This is a genomic window from Mycobacterium scrofulaceum, from assembly GCF_002086735.1.
Taxonomy (GTDB): domain Bacteria; phylum Actinomycetota; class Actinomycetes; order Mycobacteriales; family Mycobacteriaceae; genus Mycobacterium; species Mycobacterium scrofulaceum.
On record NZ_MVIJ01000081.1, the window covers coordinates 1 to 14520 of the forward strand.

The following is a 14520-nucleotide window of genomic DNA, read 5'->3' on the forward strand; positions in this document are numbered from 1 at the left end:
CACCAGAGCCCAGGCCTCCCATGCCACCCCCACCGGGCATCGATCCAAGTCCCCCCGTCATCGACGTCAACCCCGGCGGGAAACCAACAGACTGAATCCCGCTGCCACCACCACCCGGCATCGGCATCTGCCCGGCACCCGGATAAGGGCTCCCCATCACCGCAGGAGTGGATCCTGGTCCCGTCGTCGCCGGCTCGCCGTCCTCGCCCTTCGCTGCACCACTGTGGCGCGGCGTGTGCCCATTACCTATTCCCTGCGGATTGCCAGTGCCGTTGGGGTTCGCGGGGTCGCCGTTGTCATCACCTAGTCCGGAGCCCTCTTTGCCTGTGGGTACGGCTATTCCGCCTCCGCCGCTATGGGGCAAGACGGGGTCTTGAGGTGCCGGACCGCCTAGGCGTGAGGTAAGAGCCGTGATATCGGTGCCTGCAGTGTGCTCGAAAACTCCGGCCTTGGCTGTAGCGGCTCCTACCGCGCTGGTCGTCAGGGCTCGGGCGTGCGTGTGCCAGCGCGCCGCGATCTCCTGCTGTTGTATCGCGTTCTTGGCCTGCGACAGTTCAGCATTGGCTTTCATCAAGACGTTCCGTTGGGCGGTTTGCGCGTCGCGGTAAACGCCAGCGACTCCGTTGAAATAATCTGCCGCCGCGTTGTATATCTCGACCATCCGGCCGTAGTCTGCGGCCAATTGGCGATTCTTTTCGTGCCCAGCTTCCCAACCGGGCGATTGTGCGGCCTCTTCGCGCATCGCATTGGCGGCTTTGAGCTGCTGCTGCAGCTCACCGACTTTCTCCGCCAACGCCGCGTAGTGCGCCGCTTGGGTCTCCAACGGCTCTGCTGCTGGCGGCACCATATCCGGGGTGATGATGATGTTCCCAGCGATACTGGTTGCGGGCACATCCGCCACGGCTCCCTCTTCCTCACACTACCGGCAAGCGGCGTTTACCTTGTCTTCTGCGGTGTTTGCACGACCGATCGCGGCGTTTCGCAAGCTGCCCTTGCGATGCGTGGTGGCGTTTTCCATGTCCGAGCTGGCCGCAAGGTAGTCGTCGATCCCTGAGCGGATCGTTGCCGGTGTATCGGCGGGCAGTTCACGGCGCAGGTATGCGCTTTCCACCAGGATTACCCGCGCCTCGTTGGCCAAGGCCTCTTGGGTGCCAGGGTCATTCCAGTCGGCTGGAGCGTGGGCCACCGCGTTCGTGGCCGCGTCCATTGCTGTCGCGGTAATCCCCCACACTTGGCATGCCTTTGTGCGTGCGGCTGCCACCTGGTCGGAACTCGGGGCAGGTGGTGACCACGGCGCAACCACCGTACTGACGGGAACTTTGGATGGCGTCATCCACGCTACTGCGGCAAGGACGGCGGCTCCGACCGCAACGACTAGCGCCGCCGCCGTGCCCCCCACCGCCCCGCGGCCGGGCCCCGCCGGTGGCGGAAGCTGACGTGGCGGGAAAGCGGGTGGGAGCGGTGTCCCCGCTTGGGGCGAGTGCAGGGTGGCGGTCATATGCTCACCACCGGTGTCAGGTCCTGAGCGTTCTGGTTGTCGGTCTGAAGGTCTGCGGTCAACGATTGATCGTTGCGTTGAGCCACCTTTCCACCGCGTGGCGCCAGCGCGGCACCGGCTCCCGCGACTTGCTGGTTCACACCTGCGCTTGCTGCCACGCTCGGCGCCCACATTGAAGCCGCGTGAGCCCCCCCGGCTGCCGTGGCCGCCGCGCCATGGGCCGCGTGCTCGGGCACGGTCGTAGCAAACTCGACCGTTGCCGAACCGGTCAGCATGTTCGCCGACTCCGCCGCAGCGGGAATGACCTGCAGAATGTCATCGGTTCGCATCACTCACACACCTTGTCGAGTCGATCTCCCGCACTTCTAAGCGCTAACACGAACGGCTGGGCATCGTGGTCGGACAGCTCGCGGGTATTGGCGTCGACCAACCGAATTACTGCGGTGACATATTCATTGGTCGCGTCTAGCACGTTCTTCGGGGTAGCCGGCGGAAGATGCTGTTGGATGTACTGCGTCTCCAGTATCACCACAAGCTGGAAGTTGCCCAGTGCAGGATGGTATTGAGGCGATTGCCGGTCTCGCGCAGCGTCGAAGAAGTTCTTTTGAGCAGCAATTATCGATTTGTCCGCCGTATCGCTGGCGTCGCAGGCTTCCTTCTTGGCCGCCGCCACTTGCTCCGGGCTGTAGCTCACCGGCGGTGGGGGTGGCGCCATCACCGTGGTGGTTGTCGCGGCCGGGTTTGATGCGGTCAACTTCATCGCACTCATCACCGTTGCGCTTAACGCCAGTAGCAGCGCGAGCGCCAGCATTACCCATACCGCCAGCCAGCCCGGCCCGCGTCTGCGGTACACCGGTGGCGGTGCAGGAGCTTGTGGGGGTGGCACGTAGCTGGGCGGTGGTGGCAACACCGCGGCACCGGTCGGCACACCGACCGTACTCGTGGAGGTGGGCGGGCCGCCGGTCGCAGCGGGGTAGCTCGGCTGCCCAACTGCCTGCGGATTCATGCAATCAGCGTACTGTCCTGCGGCGACATCGGGCTACCGTTGGACGCGAATCCAAGACGAAACCGGTGCTCAGGTGGCAGTCCAGATCTCACTTTCGGGATTGATGAACGCTTGCACAGCAGCGTCGAGCGCTTCCTGGTCTTGGCCGCCTCCCACGCTCGCTGTTTCCTCGGCCGCGGCGTTGACTGCCTCGTCGATCGTGGTGTTGATCAGCTCGGCCAAAGCCCCGTGTGAGTAGCGGGTGGTGCAGCCCTGCGCCAGCGACAGCGAGGTGAGTTGTCCTTGGGAGTTCACCGACAACACGACGTCGCCATCGCCGCCGATGGCTTCCAGGTCGATGCCATCCATCTCCTCGAGCAGCTTGGAAAGCATCGTCGACACCCGTTCCATGCGCGCTATGACACTGGCGGTTAAATTCTTATCCGCCTGGTAGCCGTCATACTCGTACACCGTCACGGGGCCTCACCATCGTCGTCGGACGCAATTTCATCCTGCAGGTCGGGCAGGGCCATCGACACCGAATCGAGCTGGGCCATCACTTCAGCGACCAGATTCTGATCGGACTGATAGCCGACGCACCCATTCACGCTCACTGGTCATCACCGCTGCCCGGGTCGCGGTCGACGCGTCGGCTGCGTGACCGAACGGTCACCGTGCGCTTCGGCCCGTCTTTGGGGTAGGCAGCGGCGTCAACGGTGGCCGTGTGCCGAATTGGGTCTCCCCGTTCGCCTTTGATCGGCTCGGAATTAGGGCGCGATGGCATCTCGATCGACTTGTCCGGGTCCTTTACCTTGCGCTTGGCCGCCCCGGCGCCAGCGCCCATGCCCCCCATCGGGGGCATGAACATTGGGGAGCCGCCCATACCGCTCTCAGCGGCGGCAGCGGTGGGACTCGGGGTGGCGCTGGCCCCCGCCAACGGGGGCGAGGTGGGGGAACTCATTCCGGAGATCGCTGAAGCCGCCGGCTTGAGATCTGCGCCGCCGCTGGCCGCCGGGGCGGTAGCGCCGTCGTCACCACCGCCTCCGCCGGCACCGCTGCCCAGGGAGTCTGCTGGCTCAATTTTGGCCGCGTCGTCCAGCCCGTTCTTGCCTGCCATTCCTTGTGCCAAACCTGCAACGCTCTGGGTGGCTTGCTGGGCCAATCCCTGCAGCTCTTGGCCTAATTTCTGCGGTATCTGGGTGGCCATCCCGACCCCGGCGCCCAGCAGGCCGGTCAACATCGGCGGCAAAGATGAGGCCATTCCCGGCATCGCACCCGTTCCCGCAGGCGCTAGCGGGTTAGCGGCGGGATCACCATCGCCTGCATTGAGACTCTCGTCGAGGCCGGCGGGGTCGGTGTCGGGGTCGACGTCGCCGGCGTGGGTGGTGCCCGGGTGATCGCGTGTCGGTTTTGGATCCGCTCCCTGCTGAGTTGGAGACGGCGGGGTGTCCCCTTGTCCGGCACCAGGTTCCACGATTGCTGGGGCTGGCGGTGGCCCCGGCGGAGCCTCCGGTATCGTCTCGCCGGTGTGGTAGCCAGCGGCCACAACCTGGGTGTGGTTCGTTAACTGGGTCAAATTCGTGTGTGCCTTAGACACCGCGGCCGCCGATCCCGGACTGGGATAAGAGCTGTTGAGTGCGATCGCGTTGTGGAGCTCGCGGTGACGGTTAGCGAACTCCGTGGTCGTCGGAGTCGCCTGCTTGGCTTGTGTAAATCTGTTCTTGTGGCTGCCGGCGAGCTTTCCAACGGTGTCGGCATGGCGGGCCATCTCCTGCGCCCAGTCCGCGTAACGATTCAACGCCGCCGAAATACGCGGTCCTGCTTCCCCTTTGAGATGTTCACTGACCGTGGCCGCCCCGCGGCGGGCCGATCGCGCGGCAGCGCTAAATCCTTCTGACAGTGCCGCACAGTCGGCCACAAACGCATCCCCGGCAGCGGGCTGACCGGCTTCCATGATCGCCGCCGTCGTTTCGGCTGGGCGGGGTCCCGGCGGGGCGATCGGCACATCAGGCGCAACAAGATTCACCGTCACCGCCGGGGTGAAGCCCGGCGTGGAGGGTGCAGGGTTACCTTGCAAGCTCACCACCGCTTGATTGGCCTGGTCCATCTGCCCATACGCGACTGCTGACTGGGTTATCGCCTTGGCGCCGGCCGCAAGGACCGTCGACCCGTCAGCAGCTCGCGATGCCATCACCGCCGCGTGCTCACTGAGGCGGGCAGCCACGCTCGTTGATGTCTCATCGGTGGCCAGCGGAGGGTGCACCGGCGACTGCGCGCCGAGCCTGGCAAGGCTGTTAGCGGCGGCGACCAGCCCCGCGACCGCACTCTGCAGTCCGGCAACATCGACCTGCAGCACTGCGGTCCTCCCTCCGTGTTCTAGCTGACGTTGCGACGAGTTCTCTCAGAAATCGATCAGGGCCTCATAGCTGGCAACCTGATCCTTGGTGGGCAACGCACTGGACACGGTCACGTGTTGAGCCTCCCACTCCTGACGCAGCGCCAACTGCGAGCGTAAATGAGCCAGCGTGTTCAATTTGATGATGCGGTTAGCCAGTTCGGCGTCGCTGAGCTGCATCGCCGCCGCCTGAAGCTCCACGCCTAACGAGTTGCCGCTGCGGCCCACCGCCACCACGATCGACTCATCGCGGCTTGCGACCTCGAACACCACGGTGTCGTAGTCGGTCGACGGCGCTTCAGACATGTTGCTAATCCGTGGAAATCGTCAAATTGGCACGGTTGTCAGCGTTCATCTCCGCCATGCGCGCCGCGGCGGCGCGAAGCTGCTGCGCCATGGCCCCGTGCCGCTCTTGTTGGTCGCGCAATGCGGTCTCGCGGTCGTTGACCGCGGCCACTGCAGCACGACGCGCCTCGTAAAACAGCGGTCCCCACGATTCGGCCGCAGCCACGGTGCGGGCATGGTCAGCACGGGCCTGCCCGCACGCCTCGGCGGCGCGTTCGTGGGCGATCGCCCATCGGATCAGGTCATCGGTGTTGACCTGCAAGGCCTGCTCATTCACGGTCATTACGGTACTCCCTCACGTTGCAGTAAAAGTTCGCTTAAGTGGTCGGCGGCGCCGGTGCGGGCGCCACGGCCGGTGCCGGGGCGACGGCCGCCGAAGTCACCGTTGTCGCTGTTGGGGCCGACACGCGTGTCCACCCCAAGAAATTCGGGCCAGTGTCGAGCTGGTCAATCGGCGTGACCTGGCCATTGAGCCAAACATGGTCTTTGTCTAGAGCCATGACCCGATGATCGGTGTATTGGCCCACATCGCCGAATTGCAGCCGCGAGGGTGCCATGGGTGAACTCACCGGCGAACCCAGCGGCGGCAACTGAAGATTGGCCCCTGCAAACGCGTCGTCGATGCTGTCACCGGAGAGCACCGCGCGTCCGGCCTGCGCGAGTGCGCCATTGGCCGCGGTTCGCACCGATTGGTCGGGCAGCTGGACCTGAGTCGACGGTGTTGGCGTCTGACCTGGCGCTGCCGGCGCTGACGGCGGCGGGGTGGATCCGCTGCCAGCGTTTTCTGTCCCCGCCTTGTCCCCTTTGTCTGCTTTGTCCCCTGGGTCGTGCAGTCCGGCCGGCTGGGTGCCATCTCGCGGTTTGTCGTCACCGGTGTGCGATCCGGACGGGTCTTTCAACGAATCGACGTGCTCATCAGAGGCCTGGTCCGGATCGTGGCCGCCATCGCGTAGCGCCCCACCGATCGCCGAACCCAAATCCCCCAGCCCGCCGCCACCGCCTCCGCCGAGCGAGGGAATCGCTGAACCGAGCGCACCTGGCAGCGAGCCAAGAGCGCCCATCGCAGGCCCGCCCATCATGCCCAACCGCGACATCAACGGATCTGAGGCCAGCCCGTCCAGTAGCGGGTCATTGCCACTGCCAGTGCCGTCACCGGTCCCGGCCGGAGAATCGGCACCACCACCCGGTGTAGTGCCGGTTGAGTCCGGGTTGCCGCTGCCAGTGCCGTCGCCGCTCGAACCCTTGGTGTGCGGGTCATCGCCGGGTTTCTTGTCTTGCAACGCCTGATAGCGCGCCGAGAGACCATCCAACACCCGCGCTTGTGAATCTGAGTCCAGCCCAGCGTTTTTCAGGACGTTGAGGATGTCGTCGGTTTTTCCCTGCAAGAACTCTGCCAGCTGCTGTTGGCCGGTCGCAGTATCCAGCGATGACCCCAGCTTGTTGACCTGGTCGATGATGTCTTGCTGCAAAGCTTGGAGCCGCTGACGACCATCAGCGCTAGAGCTCGACGCTTTAAGCAGAGCGTCGGCCAGTTTGTCGTCAGCGTCATTGAGCGCCGAATGATTTTTGGCCAGTGCCTCGTCGAGCCGTTTGGCTGCTTCTGCCCCTGCCCCGCTCAGTCCCGGTGGCGGTGGCGTGCCCGCCGGGGAGGTCGGCGCCGGCGACTCCGGCGGGGGCGGCGGGGGCGGAGGCGCTGCGGGTTGGTCGCGGCCCAGCGCCTGGTTGATTTCGGGCATCGGAGCCGTATCCGGGTTAATGCCCATGTAAGTGAGCTTGGCTCGGTCGAGCTTGGTGAGCTGATCGCGTGAGGTGACCGGAGCCGTTGGGGCCGGGTCTAGTGGCATCGGGCCGCCGGGCGCCGGGCTTTGAGGGAAGGGTGACCCCAATACCTCGGATACTCCGCCGAGCACCTGGGACAGCGCTACATCGGTCCAGCCCGTCATGTTCGGGACGATAAGTCCCGAGTCGCTTTAGCCGCTACCAACAACGCCACATTCACCAAAAACCGGCTACGCCAGCATGTCCACACGGCTTGTCGACTTTTGTTTTCTTTCAAGACACGCCGCACCAGATGCGTCCTGCAACTTCGCACACCTGCGTCAATCAGTCCGGAGATACGGCACACAGGAGTGCCTTAAGCCGGGGAGCCTCGCGACTGTGAGCGTAGCCGGCGAGCCAATCGGCGATCTTAGCTGCAAGCTCCACCGGCAACGATCGCGTGCTCTACATCGGTAGCATCGAGCACCGCGCGCATATCCATCGGCGGCAATGACTTTCGGGTTCGCAGCGGGCCCATCACGGGTTGCGCCTCCTCGATACTTCTCGCCGCACGCCCCTTCCCCGCAGTGGAATCCCCGGCTGCACAAGCAGTAGCCGCCAACACCGACATACGCGCGCGAAAGCCGACGCACCTCTAGCAGGACCAGCCTGGACAAGAGCAGGGTCAAATTGTCACGGTGACGAATCAGCCTGGCGCACGGGGCGCTATTGCAACCCGGGCGGGCGCCGATCATCTGACCGGTGGCGCCGAAGAAGCGGCCTTGCGGCTGGCAGTAAGTACGTCCTGGATTTCCGCAATCTTCATGTCGACGTCTTGCACGACTGCGTGCGTGATGCCCGGATCGTCGGCTAGCTTAGCGGGGATACCGTCGCGCAAGCTGGCCAGCTCGTCGGCGATCCACTTTATTCGACGCGATGCGAACTGGTCGCCTTCGACAAGTGGCATCGCCCGCGAGGCCAACCTGACACCTCTATCAGCGATCCGGGCGCTGCACCCCTTTGGTTCCAATGTTAAATCCCTTCGAGCGCTGCACTTTCCACCAACGCTAGGGCAACTTATCGGCCTAGGCGACGGTCACGGTCAAAATTCCCGCCAGAACTTTGACGCGCGAAGGTTGATCGCCGGCCTTGGGGTAGATCTGCATCGCGACGGGCCATGGGGGCTGTACGCCGCCCGTTGTTGGCAGGCCGTCCCCCGGGTGTGGCTTCTAGTTAGTAGTTAGTGGCCTTCCTGCGGATAGGTTGGTGGCCCCAGAGGACCGGAAGGGTTGTACGGTTCGGGGGTTAAATCGCTGTGCCACATATAAATCCCGGACCCTGGTAACCATTCGTCGTATCCGTAGGGTGGCAGTGGGTTAGAGCCAGGCGGATAGATTTTCGCTCCCGGAAAGGCCGACTGCGGTACCCACACGCCTGTGTTTGGGCCCAACTGGACATATGGGTCTGGATTGCCGCGTTCGTCGACGACCGTTGGTGGCCCTAGGGCTCCGGGCGGATACACCTTGTAGCCGGGGATTTCATCGGATCTGACAAAGTAGTGCGGAACTTTGTCGGGGTCGTCTGCTCCTGACCGGTCCCATATATCAACCCACGGCGGCGAATCAGGAAAGTTGGGCGGGCCCATCCCACCCGGGCCGGCGTCATAGGGCATATGCCGCTTATCACCCGGCTTCCACGTGCGCGAATCCAGCGGCGCAGCAGGTGGTGACTCCTTGCCGTGGCTACCGGAAAGGCGCCCGTAGTCAGCGCTTTGGATGGTGCCGGCTATTTCAGCGTTGCGCTGCTGGAAGTTTTGCAGCAATCCCTTCGCCTGGTTGAGCTGACCCTGCAAAAAGCTGGCGAGTTGCTGCTGCCCTGCGGCGCTACGTGTGCTGGGGGCCAGTGCGCTAACCCCCGCGCGGGTCTGAGCGATCAGGTTGTCCATGCTTCGTGCTCCCGCCGCGGCGGCCTGTCCGGCATGGGTCAGCGCCGGATTGACTTGGCCATCGGCGGCTACCGTGCGGTCTAACGCATGGACCTGATCGGCGTTGGTCGCAGCGTAGGTCGTCGCTGCCTCGCCTTGCCAATTGGCAGCTGCGGCCTGCCCCACTGGCGCTACAGCTGCTCGGCCCGCCATCAACTGCTGCGCCGAAGGCAACGACGCTTCGAGGGGCGCCGCGCCGAAAAGCCGGCGAGCATCACTGAGCACGCGACCTGTCTCGGCCACCAGTCCATCGAGTGACGACATACTGGCCAGTATTACCCAGATCCAGTGCGGCTTCTATCGCCGTCTCCGACTTCGTGCTCATGTGGTGTGCGGGGCGTCGGCGACCGGATCGGCCAACTGCTCGTTCATTCGGTCTCCGGCATGCACGTGCTGGCGTACGAGCGGCGTCGCAGCTTTATTCAATGCTGGGGCTGCGATCCAGGTCAGGGGTGCTGGGGTGCGCGGCGTGCACAGGTCGCTAGTGAGTGCGCGCGCTTGTCTGATATCGAGCCGGACGGCGGACTTTTGTTCGGGCGTGCTCGTGGCATCCAGAAGGAGGGCCCGCGCGCGTTGCTGGACGGCATGGACGTGCTCGCGGCGGGCGAGATTGTCGGGCAAGGCTTGCGCGGCGCGGATGTCTTGTTGGGCTTGAGCCGAAGGTCCGGATTCGGGCATGCCGCACAGTAAACCGCGGGGCTGTGCCGCGCGACAAAGGCTGCGAGGTTTCGCCATGTGTCGGCATGCGGTGGCGACGGCTCGAATATGCCGCGATGAAAGGGCACGGGGAACTTCAGCGCCACACAAGGGACCGTTCGAATGTAGTGTCTAACTTCCGGTTTGGATATTCAGAAGTCGTGCTCGGGACCGGCGAGGCCTTGCTGGTGGTCGTGTTGTTCGAGGGCGAGGCGTTCTCGGGCGCGGACAATTTTGCGTAGGGCATCGGCGCTGGGGTAGCCGAGTTCTTCGACCAGGGCCGGTGTGGGGTTCAGGAGCAGGCTCCATCCGGGTTTGCGGCCGCGGGCGGCCATGCGTTGTTCGGCCGCGGCGGCTTTGGCTTTGGCTTCGGGGCTTTGGGCGGCCATGCGCAGCTCGAGGGTGAGGGCTTTAAGTTCTGCGTCTTTTGTGGCCAGTTCGTCGGCGTGTTCGAACGGTGCTGGGGGGTTGGTTACAAAGTCGTCGAGGGCGGCCTGGTCGCGGTCGCGTTCGTGCTGCAGTCGTGCGTGGTGTTCGGGTAGGCCGGTGTAGAGGTTTTCCACGCGGCGCAGCAGTCCGAGTTGTTTGGGGCCGTTGACGTCGGAGCCTGGACCTGCGCCGGTGGATAACAGTTCAAGGCCGGAGATTTCTGCGGTGCGCGACGGCACGGCTAGTCGTAGTAGCAGTTGGTCGTGGGTGAGGTCGCGGGCGGCCAGGATGTCGATGCCGTAGATGGTGGCGCCGATGGGTTCGAAGCGGCTGGCGCCGCGGTCTTTGCCGGCGGTGTAGGCGCGCCGGCAGGCCGCAGCCAGTGCGTGGGAGGCGGGGACGCGCTCGGTGTAGGTGGTGTCTGCGACGGTCAGCCGTGGTGGCCCGCCGGCGGAGGCATGCGCGGCGGCTGCCCTGGCGAATGGAGTGAGCTCGTCGATGGCGCGTTGTTTGTTGGGAATCGCGCGCTCGAGCACACTGACTTGCCAGTCGCGGTTGCGCACCGATTGACTGTGTGCGCGCTGCAGGGCGGTGAGGCGTTTGACGGTGTCGTCGAGTTCAACTTGGTGTATGTAGCGCGGGTCGCCGGTGGCGATGGCCTTGGTTTCTGCGGCGGCGGTCCCGATGTCACCGCCGGAAAGGTCGTCGATCTCGATATCGAGGACCTCGTTGCGGCGCATCTGTTCGATGAACAGCGTTTTGGCTTGGACTTTTTGCCACATGACGGTGTCGTAGGAGCCTTCGGTGACGTAGATGAAGATGTCGATGCCGTCGAGGTTTTGGTTGCCTTGGCGCTGAATGCGGCCTTCGCGTTGTTCAAGGTCGCGCGGGCGCCATGGCACGTCGACGTGATGCAGGGCGGCGGCTCGGGCTTGCACGTTGACCCCGGCGCCGATTTTCTCGGTGCTACCGATCAGCACTGAGACGTCTCCCCTAATGCACTGGGCGAACAGCGTTTTGATCTCTTGAAGATTTTTTGCCTCGTGGACGAAGCGGATCGCGGCTGCGGGCATGCCGCGCGCCACGAGTTCGTCTTTGATCGCCTGATAGATGGTGAACTGGGCGGGGTCTTTGGATGGGGTGCCGCGGTCGCAGAACATGATCTGCAGTGCCCCGGTGCCGGCCGGCGCGCCGGTGTCGGGATGGGTATAGGCGCGATGCGCGTGGCGGTAATGGACACGCATGGCTGCGTCGGCGACTGCGCAGGCGCGGCTGTGTCGGGGTTTGGGCAGGTGGGCCAACCGTGGATCCAACGACACGTTGCGCCCGTCGTTGCTGATTTTGAGTGGGTTGTCGCGTCGGGGATTGCGTGAGTCGAGATGATCGAGGCGGTAGCCCAAGTCGGTAATGAAGTCGACGACTTCGATGTCGGGGTGCAAGCTGATGATTTGGCGTTGCCCGGTGCGAAGCGGCGGCAGCTCGACGGGGACTTGGTCGCGGGTGACGACGTCGGTGTAGACCGAGGACAGCGCCAGCAGGGCGGGCAGGTTGGTGAACTTCCCTACTCGCGTGACGGGCCGCAGCTTAGTGCCCGTGGTGTTGACCTCGATGGTGGTGGTGGTCGCGGTAAACGCCGCACCCCAGTCCCCCAGGTCAGCGACCCCGGCGTGCTCTAAAAGGTCTGGCCGCAAGTAGGTTTGCATGACCCATAGCTCGCCTAATGAGTTGCTGATCGGTGTGCCGGTGGCGAAGGTCGCGACCCGTTCGACAACCCGGTGCGCGGGAATGCCTTTGGCCAGCGCCTCGTCGCGGCGCCGCTGGCGCAACACGGTGAGTTTGAGGGCGAGGTCCTCGGCACGTTGCGATGCGTTGGGGCACGATAATTCTTCAATGTTGCAGGTGCGGCCCAAGTTCTTGTACGTGTCGGCCTCGTCGATCATCAGATAGTCACAACCGGATTCCTCAAACCGCAACCCAGTGTCTTTGGTGTTGGCGGCTACAAGTTTTTCTAGCCGCGCCTTGGCGCTTTTGATGGCGAGTTCGATGCGCTTTTTGCTGCGGTCGGCTTCGGCGGATTGGAGTTGTTCGCGCAATGTATCGAGCTGGTTTTCGATGTAGTCGACGCGCATATCCGTGGAGACGTTGATCGCGGTGAACGCCGACTGCGGGATGACAACGAGATCCCAATCACTTGAGGCGGTTTGGGCGATGAAGCGGCGCCGTCCATCAGCGGTGGTGGCCGCTGAGCCGAGCAGAATCTTGGCGGCCGGATACCACTGTTGGGCTTCGCGGCCAACTTGTTCGGTGATCGCATTGGGTACCACGAGCCAGGGTTGGCGTACCAACCCCAGGCGCCGCAGTTCCAGCGCTCCAGCGACCATGCTTCCCGTCTTGCCCGCTCCGACAACATGATCCAAGAGAACGGCGGGCTCGGAGATGATGCGCGCGGCGGCGTTGCGCTGGTAGAAGTGCGGCGTGAAGTGATCCGACATGCCAGGAAAACGCATGTGTGAGCCGTCGTAGGCAGGCGCGCGCCGCGAGTTGAAGCGCCGGTTGTATTCGGCGACCAGGGTGTCGCGGCGGGTCTCGTCAGACCACAGCCAGCGGGTGAATTCCTCGCTGATTTTGGCCATTTTGGCTTGGGCGGCGAAGGTGGCCTGCAGGTCGAGGACACCGTCGTCGTTGTTGACGAGGACGGCTTTGGAGTTGCAGGCGGCCTCGAGCAGGCTGACCGCGTCGCAGCCGCGTCGGTCGGTTCCCCATTCGTCGGTCATCAGCCGGCCGTGGCGTTTGTAGGAGGCAACGTCGACGACCCAGCGCCCGCCGATGTGTTCGGCGACCACACCGGTGGCGTCGAATGTTTTCTCGGCGAAGGCGGCGACGACTTGGGCCGGGATCCACGGTGCCCCGGGGCGCATTTTGATGTCTTGGGCTTCACGCTGGGGCGGCAGCACCTGTTGCAGGGCGGCGGCGTAGTCGTTGTAGATCGGGTTGGTTTCGGCCGCATCGAGCGCGCGGGCGAGTTTGGTGCGCACGTTGCCGGACAGGGCACTCACGGCGGGGACGAGTTCGTCGGGGTCGTCGAGGCTGGGATAGACCAGTCCAGCGATCAGGTCACGGGCGTCGTCGACTTCGACTTCTAGCAGGTTGGCGATTAGGTCGACGTCGACGCGCTGGGTGCGGTCCAGGCACACCGCCAACGCTTCTTCGGGGGTGTCGGCGGTGGCGCGCTCCAGCGGCGGGGTGAGCAGGTCGGTGGAAAAGATGGGCGATTTCTGGGCGGAGCCGGTGTCTTCGTCGAAGATTTCCAATGAGGCGACCAGTGCCCATCCGGGGTCGTGGCGCATTCCGCCGTCGAGGTGACGCCGCTTCTTGTAGGGCGCGGGCGCTTCGGAGGCCTCGGTGTCCCATTGCGCGGCGACGTCGTCGGGCACGGGCCCGGTGTAGGGGCGCTCGGGGGTGCCTTCGGCGGTGCGCCAGGCGGTTTCGGCGGCGGCCAAGCGCTGATCGTGGCGTTCTTGGGTGACGGTGGGATAGACCCAGGTGAACCGGTTGAGGGGGCCATGCTGGCGCACGTAGTTGTCGTAGAGGGTGTTGAGGTGTCCGCGGAGCTGGTCGCGCTCGGCGGCGGGCTGGCCGTCGCGTTGGGAGGCGATGAGGCTGACGGCGACGTCGCGCAGGCCGATGAGTTCGCGGGTTTCTGCTAGCAGCGTTTTCGGGGTTTTGTGGGGTTCCCATTGGTGTCCGGCCCAGTATTCGATGCCGCGGTTGGCCTCGCTGTAGCGCAATGTGTAGAGCGGGGTGTCCTCACCGCGGTCGGCCGCGGTGATCAGGCCGGGGTCGAAGACGTCTGCGGAGACCTCGGTGAGTTCAGCCGGCGTGGCGGTTAATCCGAGCCCGTGCTTCATGGCCGAGTCGATGAGCAGGTGTAGCCGGTCGTGCAGCTGCTCGGCGAGCTCGGTGCCGCTGGTGCCGCTGGTGCCGCTGGTGCCGCGCACGACGAGTTGGTGGGAGCCGTTGAGTCCGCGGCCCAGGTGCATCTGGCCGAGCACGTTGTGGGGGTTGGCGACGAAATGGGAGTTGATGTGCAGGGTTTCGCCGGCGCCGGTGTCGGGGTCGGTGAGTTCGATGGCTTCGGTGTTGATCCAGGCGGGCAGTTCGTCTGGGGAGGGGGTTCGGGGATCGCGGCGGCGCAGGATGAGCAGGTCGGTGACGACCTCGGTGCCGGCCACCCGCGTAAACGCCTTCGACGGGAGCCGGATCGCGCCGATGAGGTCGGCTTTGGCCGAAATGTCACGCCGGGCGACCGATTTCGCCGCATCCAGGGTGTAGCGGCTGGTCAGCACAGCCACGTATCCACCGGGGGCAATCAGCGCGAGGGATTTGACGATGAAGTGGTTATGGATGGAGTGACGGGCGGGGTTGTGGGC

General features: G+C 64.6%; 13 protein-coding genes and 1 pseudogene. All 14 read right to left on the bottom strand.

Annotation, left to right across the window (positions count from 1 at the left end; all coding sequences use genetic code 11):
• Positions 1-901, bottom strand: a pseudogene (locus BST44_RS27470) (hypothetical protein); the annotation flags it as partial.
• 18 nt (positions 902-919) lie between these two features.
• The gene (locus BST44_RS27475) at positions 920-1207 is read right to left on the bottom strand and encodes a hypothetical protein (RefSeq protein WP_007172141.1); all 288 of its coding nucleotides are present in this window, start codon (positions 1205-1207) and stop codon (positions 920-922) included.
• A 287-nt stretch (positions 1208-1494) separates the two neighbouring features.
• Positions 1495-1827 (bottom strand): hypothetical protein, encoded by a 333-nt coding sequence (locus tag BST44_RS27480; RefSeq protein ID WP_033717256.1) that lies wholly within the window; start codon positions 1825-1827, stop codon positions 1495-1497.
• Positions 1827-2504, bottom strand: coding sequence for a hypothetical protein (locus BST44_RS27485; RefSeq protein ID WP_101930854.1), 678 nt, complete (start codon positions 2502-2504; stop codon positions 1827-1829). Before BST44_RS27485 ends, BST44_RS27480 begins: the two co-directional genes overlap by 1 nt.
• Before the next feature lie 69 nt (positions 2505-2573).
• On the bottom strand, positions 2574-2960 hold the full coding sequence (locus BST44_RS27490) for a YbaB/EbfC family nucleoid-associated protein (RefSeq protein ID WP_007172138.1): 387 nt from the start codon (positions 2958-2960) through the stop codon (positions 2574-2576).
• Complete coding sequence (locus tag BST44_RS30215) at positions 2957-3097, bottom strand: hypothetical protein (protein WP_007172137.1); 141 nt, start codon at positions 3095-3097, stop codon at positions 2957-2959. The genes BST44_RS27490 and BST44_RS30215 overlap by 4 nt, the downstream gene beginning before the upstream one ends.
• Positions 3094-4839 carry a PPE domain-containing protein gene (locus BST44_RS27495; protein WP_007172136.1) on the bottom strand — a complete coding sequence of 582 codons (1746 nt, stop codon included), beginning with the start codon at positions 4837-4839 and terminating at the stop codon, positions 3094-3096. Before BST44_RS27495 ends, BST44_RS30215 begins: the two co-directional genes overlap by 4 nt.
• Positions 4840-4884: 45 nt before the next feature.
• Positions 4885-5184: a DUF2694 family protein gene (locus BST44_RS27500; RefSeq protein ID WP_007172135.1), complete on the bottom strand. Its 300-nt coding sequence runs from the start codon at positions 5182-5184 to the stop codon at positions 4885-4887.
• Positions 5185-5188: 4 nt separating this feature from the next.
• Positions 5189-5506: a type VII secretion target gene (locus BST44_RS27505; RefSeq protein WP_007172134.1), complete on the bottom strand. Its 318-nt coding sequence runs from the start codon at positions 5504-5506 to the stop codon at positions 5189-5191.
• 34 nt (positions 5507-5540) lie between these two features.
• Positions 5541-7166, bottom strand: a complete 1626-nt coding sequence (locus tag BST44_RS27510; protein ID WP_047324037.1) for a DUF4226 domain-containing protein — start codon at positions 7164-7166, stop codon at positions 5541-5543.
• A gap of 566 nt (positions 7167-7732) precedes the next feature.
• On the bottom strand, positions 7733-7948 hold the full coding sequence (locus tag BST44_RS27515) for a hypothetical protein (protein ID WP_007172131.1): 216 nt from the start codon (positions 7946-7948) through the stop codon (positions 7733-7735).
• A gap of 273 nt (positions 7949-8221) precedes the next feature.
• A complete protein-coding gene (locus tag BST44_RS27520) occupies positions 8222-9229 on the bottom strand; it encodes a DUF4226 domain-containing protein (protein ID WP_007172130.1) in 1008 nt (335 codons plus the stop codon).
• A 57-nt stretch (positions 9230-9286) separates the two neighbouring features.
• Positions 9287-9643: a hypothetical protein gene (locus BST44_RS29890; protein WP_132160395.1), complete on the bottom strand. Its 357-nt coding sequence runs from the start codon at positions 9641-9643 to the stop codon at positions 9287-9289.
• Between the two features lie 170 nt (positions 9644-9813).
• On the bottom strand, positions 9814-14442 hold the full coding sequence (locus tag BST44_RS27530; protein ID WP_240489643.1) for a helicase-like domain-containing protein: 4629 nt from the start codon (positions 14440-14442) through the stop codon (positions 9814-9816).
• Between the last annotated feature and the right edge of the window lie 78 nt (positions 14443-14520).

Excerpts from the sequence above, each read along its gene's own strand:
- BST44_RS27475 (WP_007172141.1), bottom strand. The coding sequence starts at position 1,207 with ATGGACGCGGCCACGAACGCGGTGGCCCACGCTCCAGCCGACTGGAAT.
- BST44_RS27480 (WP_033717256.1), bottom strand. The coding sequence starts at position 1,827 with ATGCGAACCGATGACATTCTGCAGGTCATTCCCGCTGCGGCGGAGTCG.
- BST44_RS27485 (WP_101930854.1), bottom strand. The coding sequence starts at position 2,504 with ATGAATCCGCAGGCAGTTGGGCAGCCGAGCTACCCCGCTGCGACCGGC.
- BST44_RS27500 (WP_007172135.1), bottom strand. The coding sequence starts at position 5,184 with ATGTCTGAAGCGCCGTCGACCGACTACGACACCGTGGTGTTCGAGGTC.
- BST44_RS27505 (WP_007172134.1), bottom strand. The coding sequence starts at position 5,506 with ATGACCGTGAATGAGCAGGCCTTGCAGGTCAACACCGATGACCTGATC.
- BST44_RS27510 (WP_047324037.1), bottom strand. The coding sequence starts at position 7,166 with ATGACGGGCTGGACCGATGTAGCGCTGTCCCAGGTGCTCGGCGGAGTA.
- BST44_RS27515 (WP_007172131.1), bottom strand. The coding sequence starts at position 7,948 with ATGCCACTTGTCGAAGGCGACCAGTTCGCATCGCGTCGAATAAAGTGG.
- BST44_RS27520 (WP_007172130.1), bottom strand. The coding sequence starts at position 9,229 with ATGTCGTCACTCGATGGACTGGTGGCCGAGACAGGTCGCGTGCTCAGT.
- BST44_RS29890 (WP_132160395.1), bottom strand. The coding sequence starts at position 9,643 with ATGCCCGAATCCGGACCTTCGGCTCAAGCCCAACAAGACATCCGCGCC.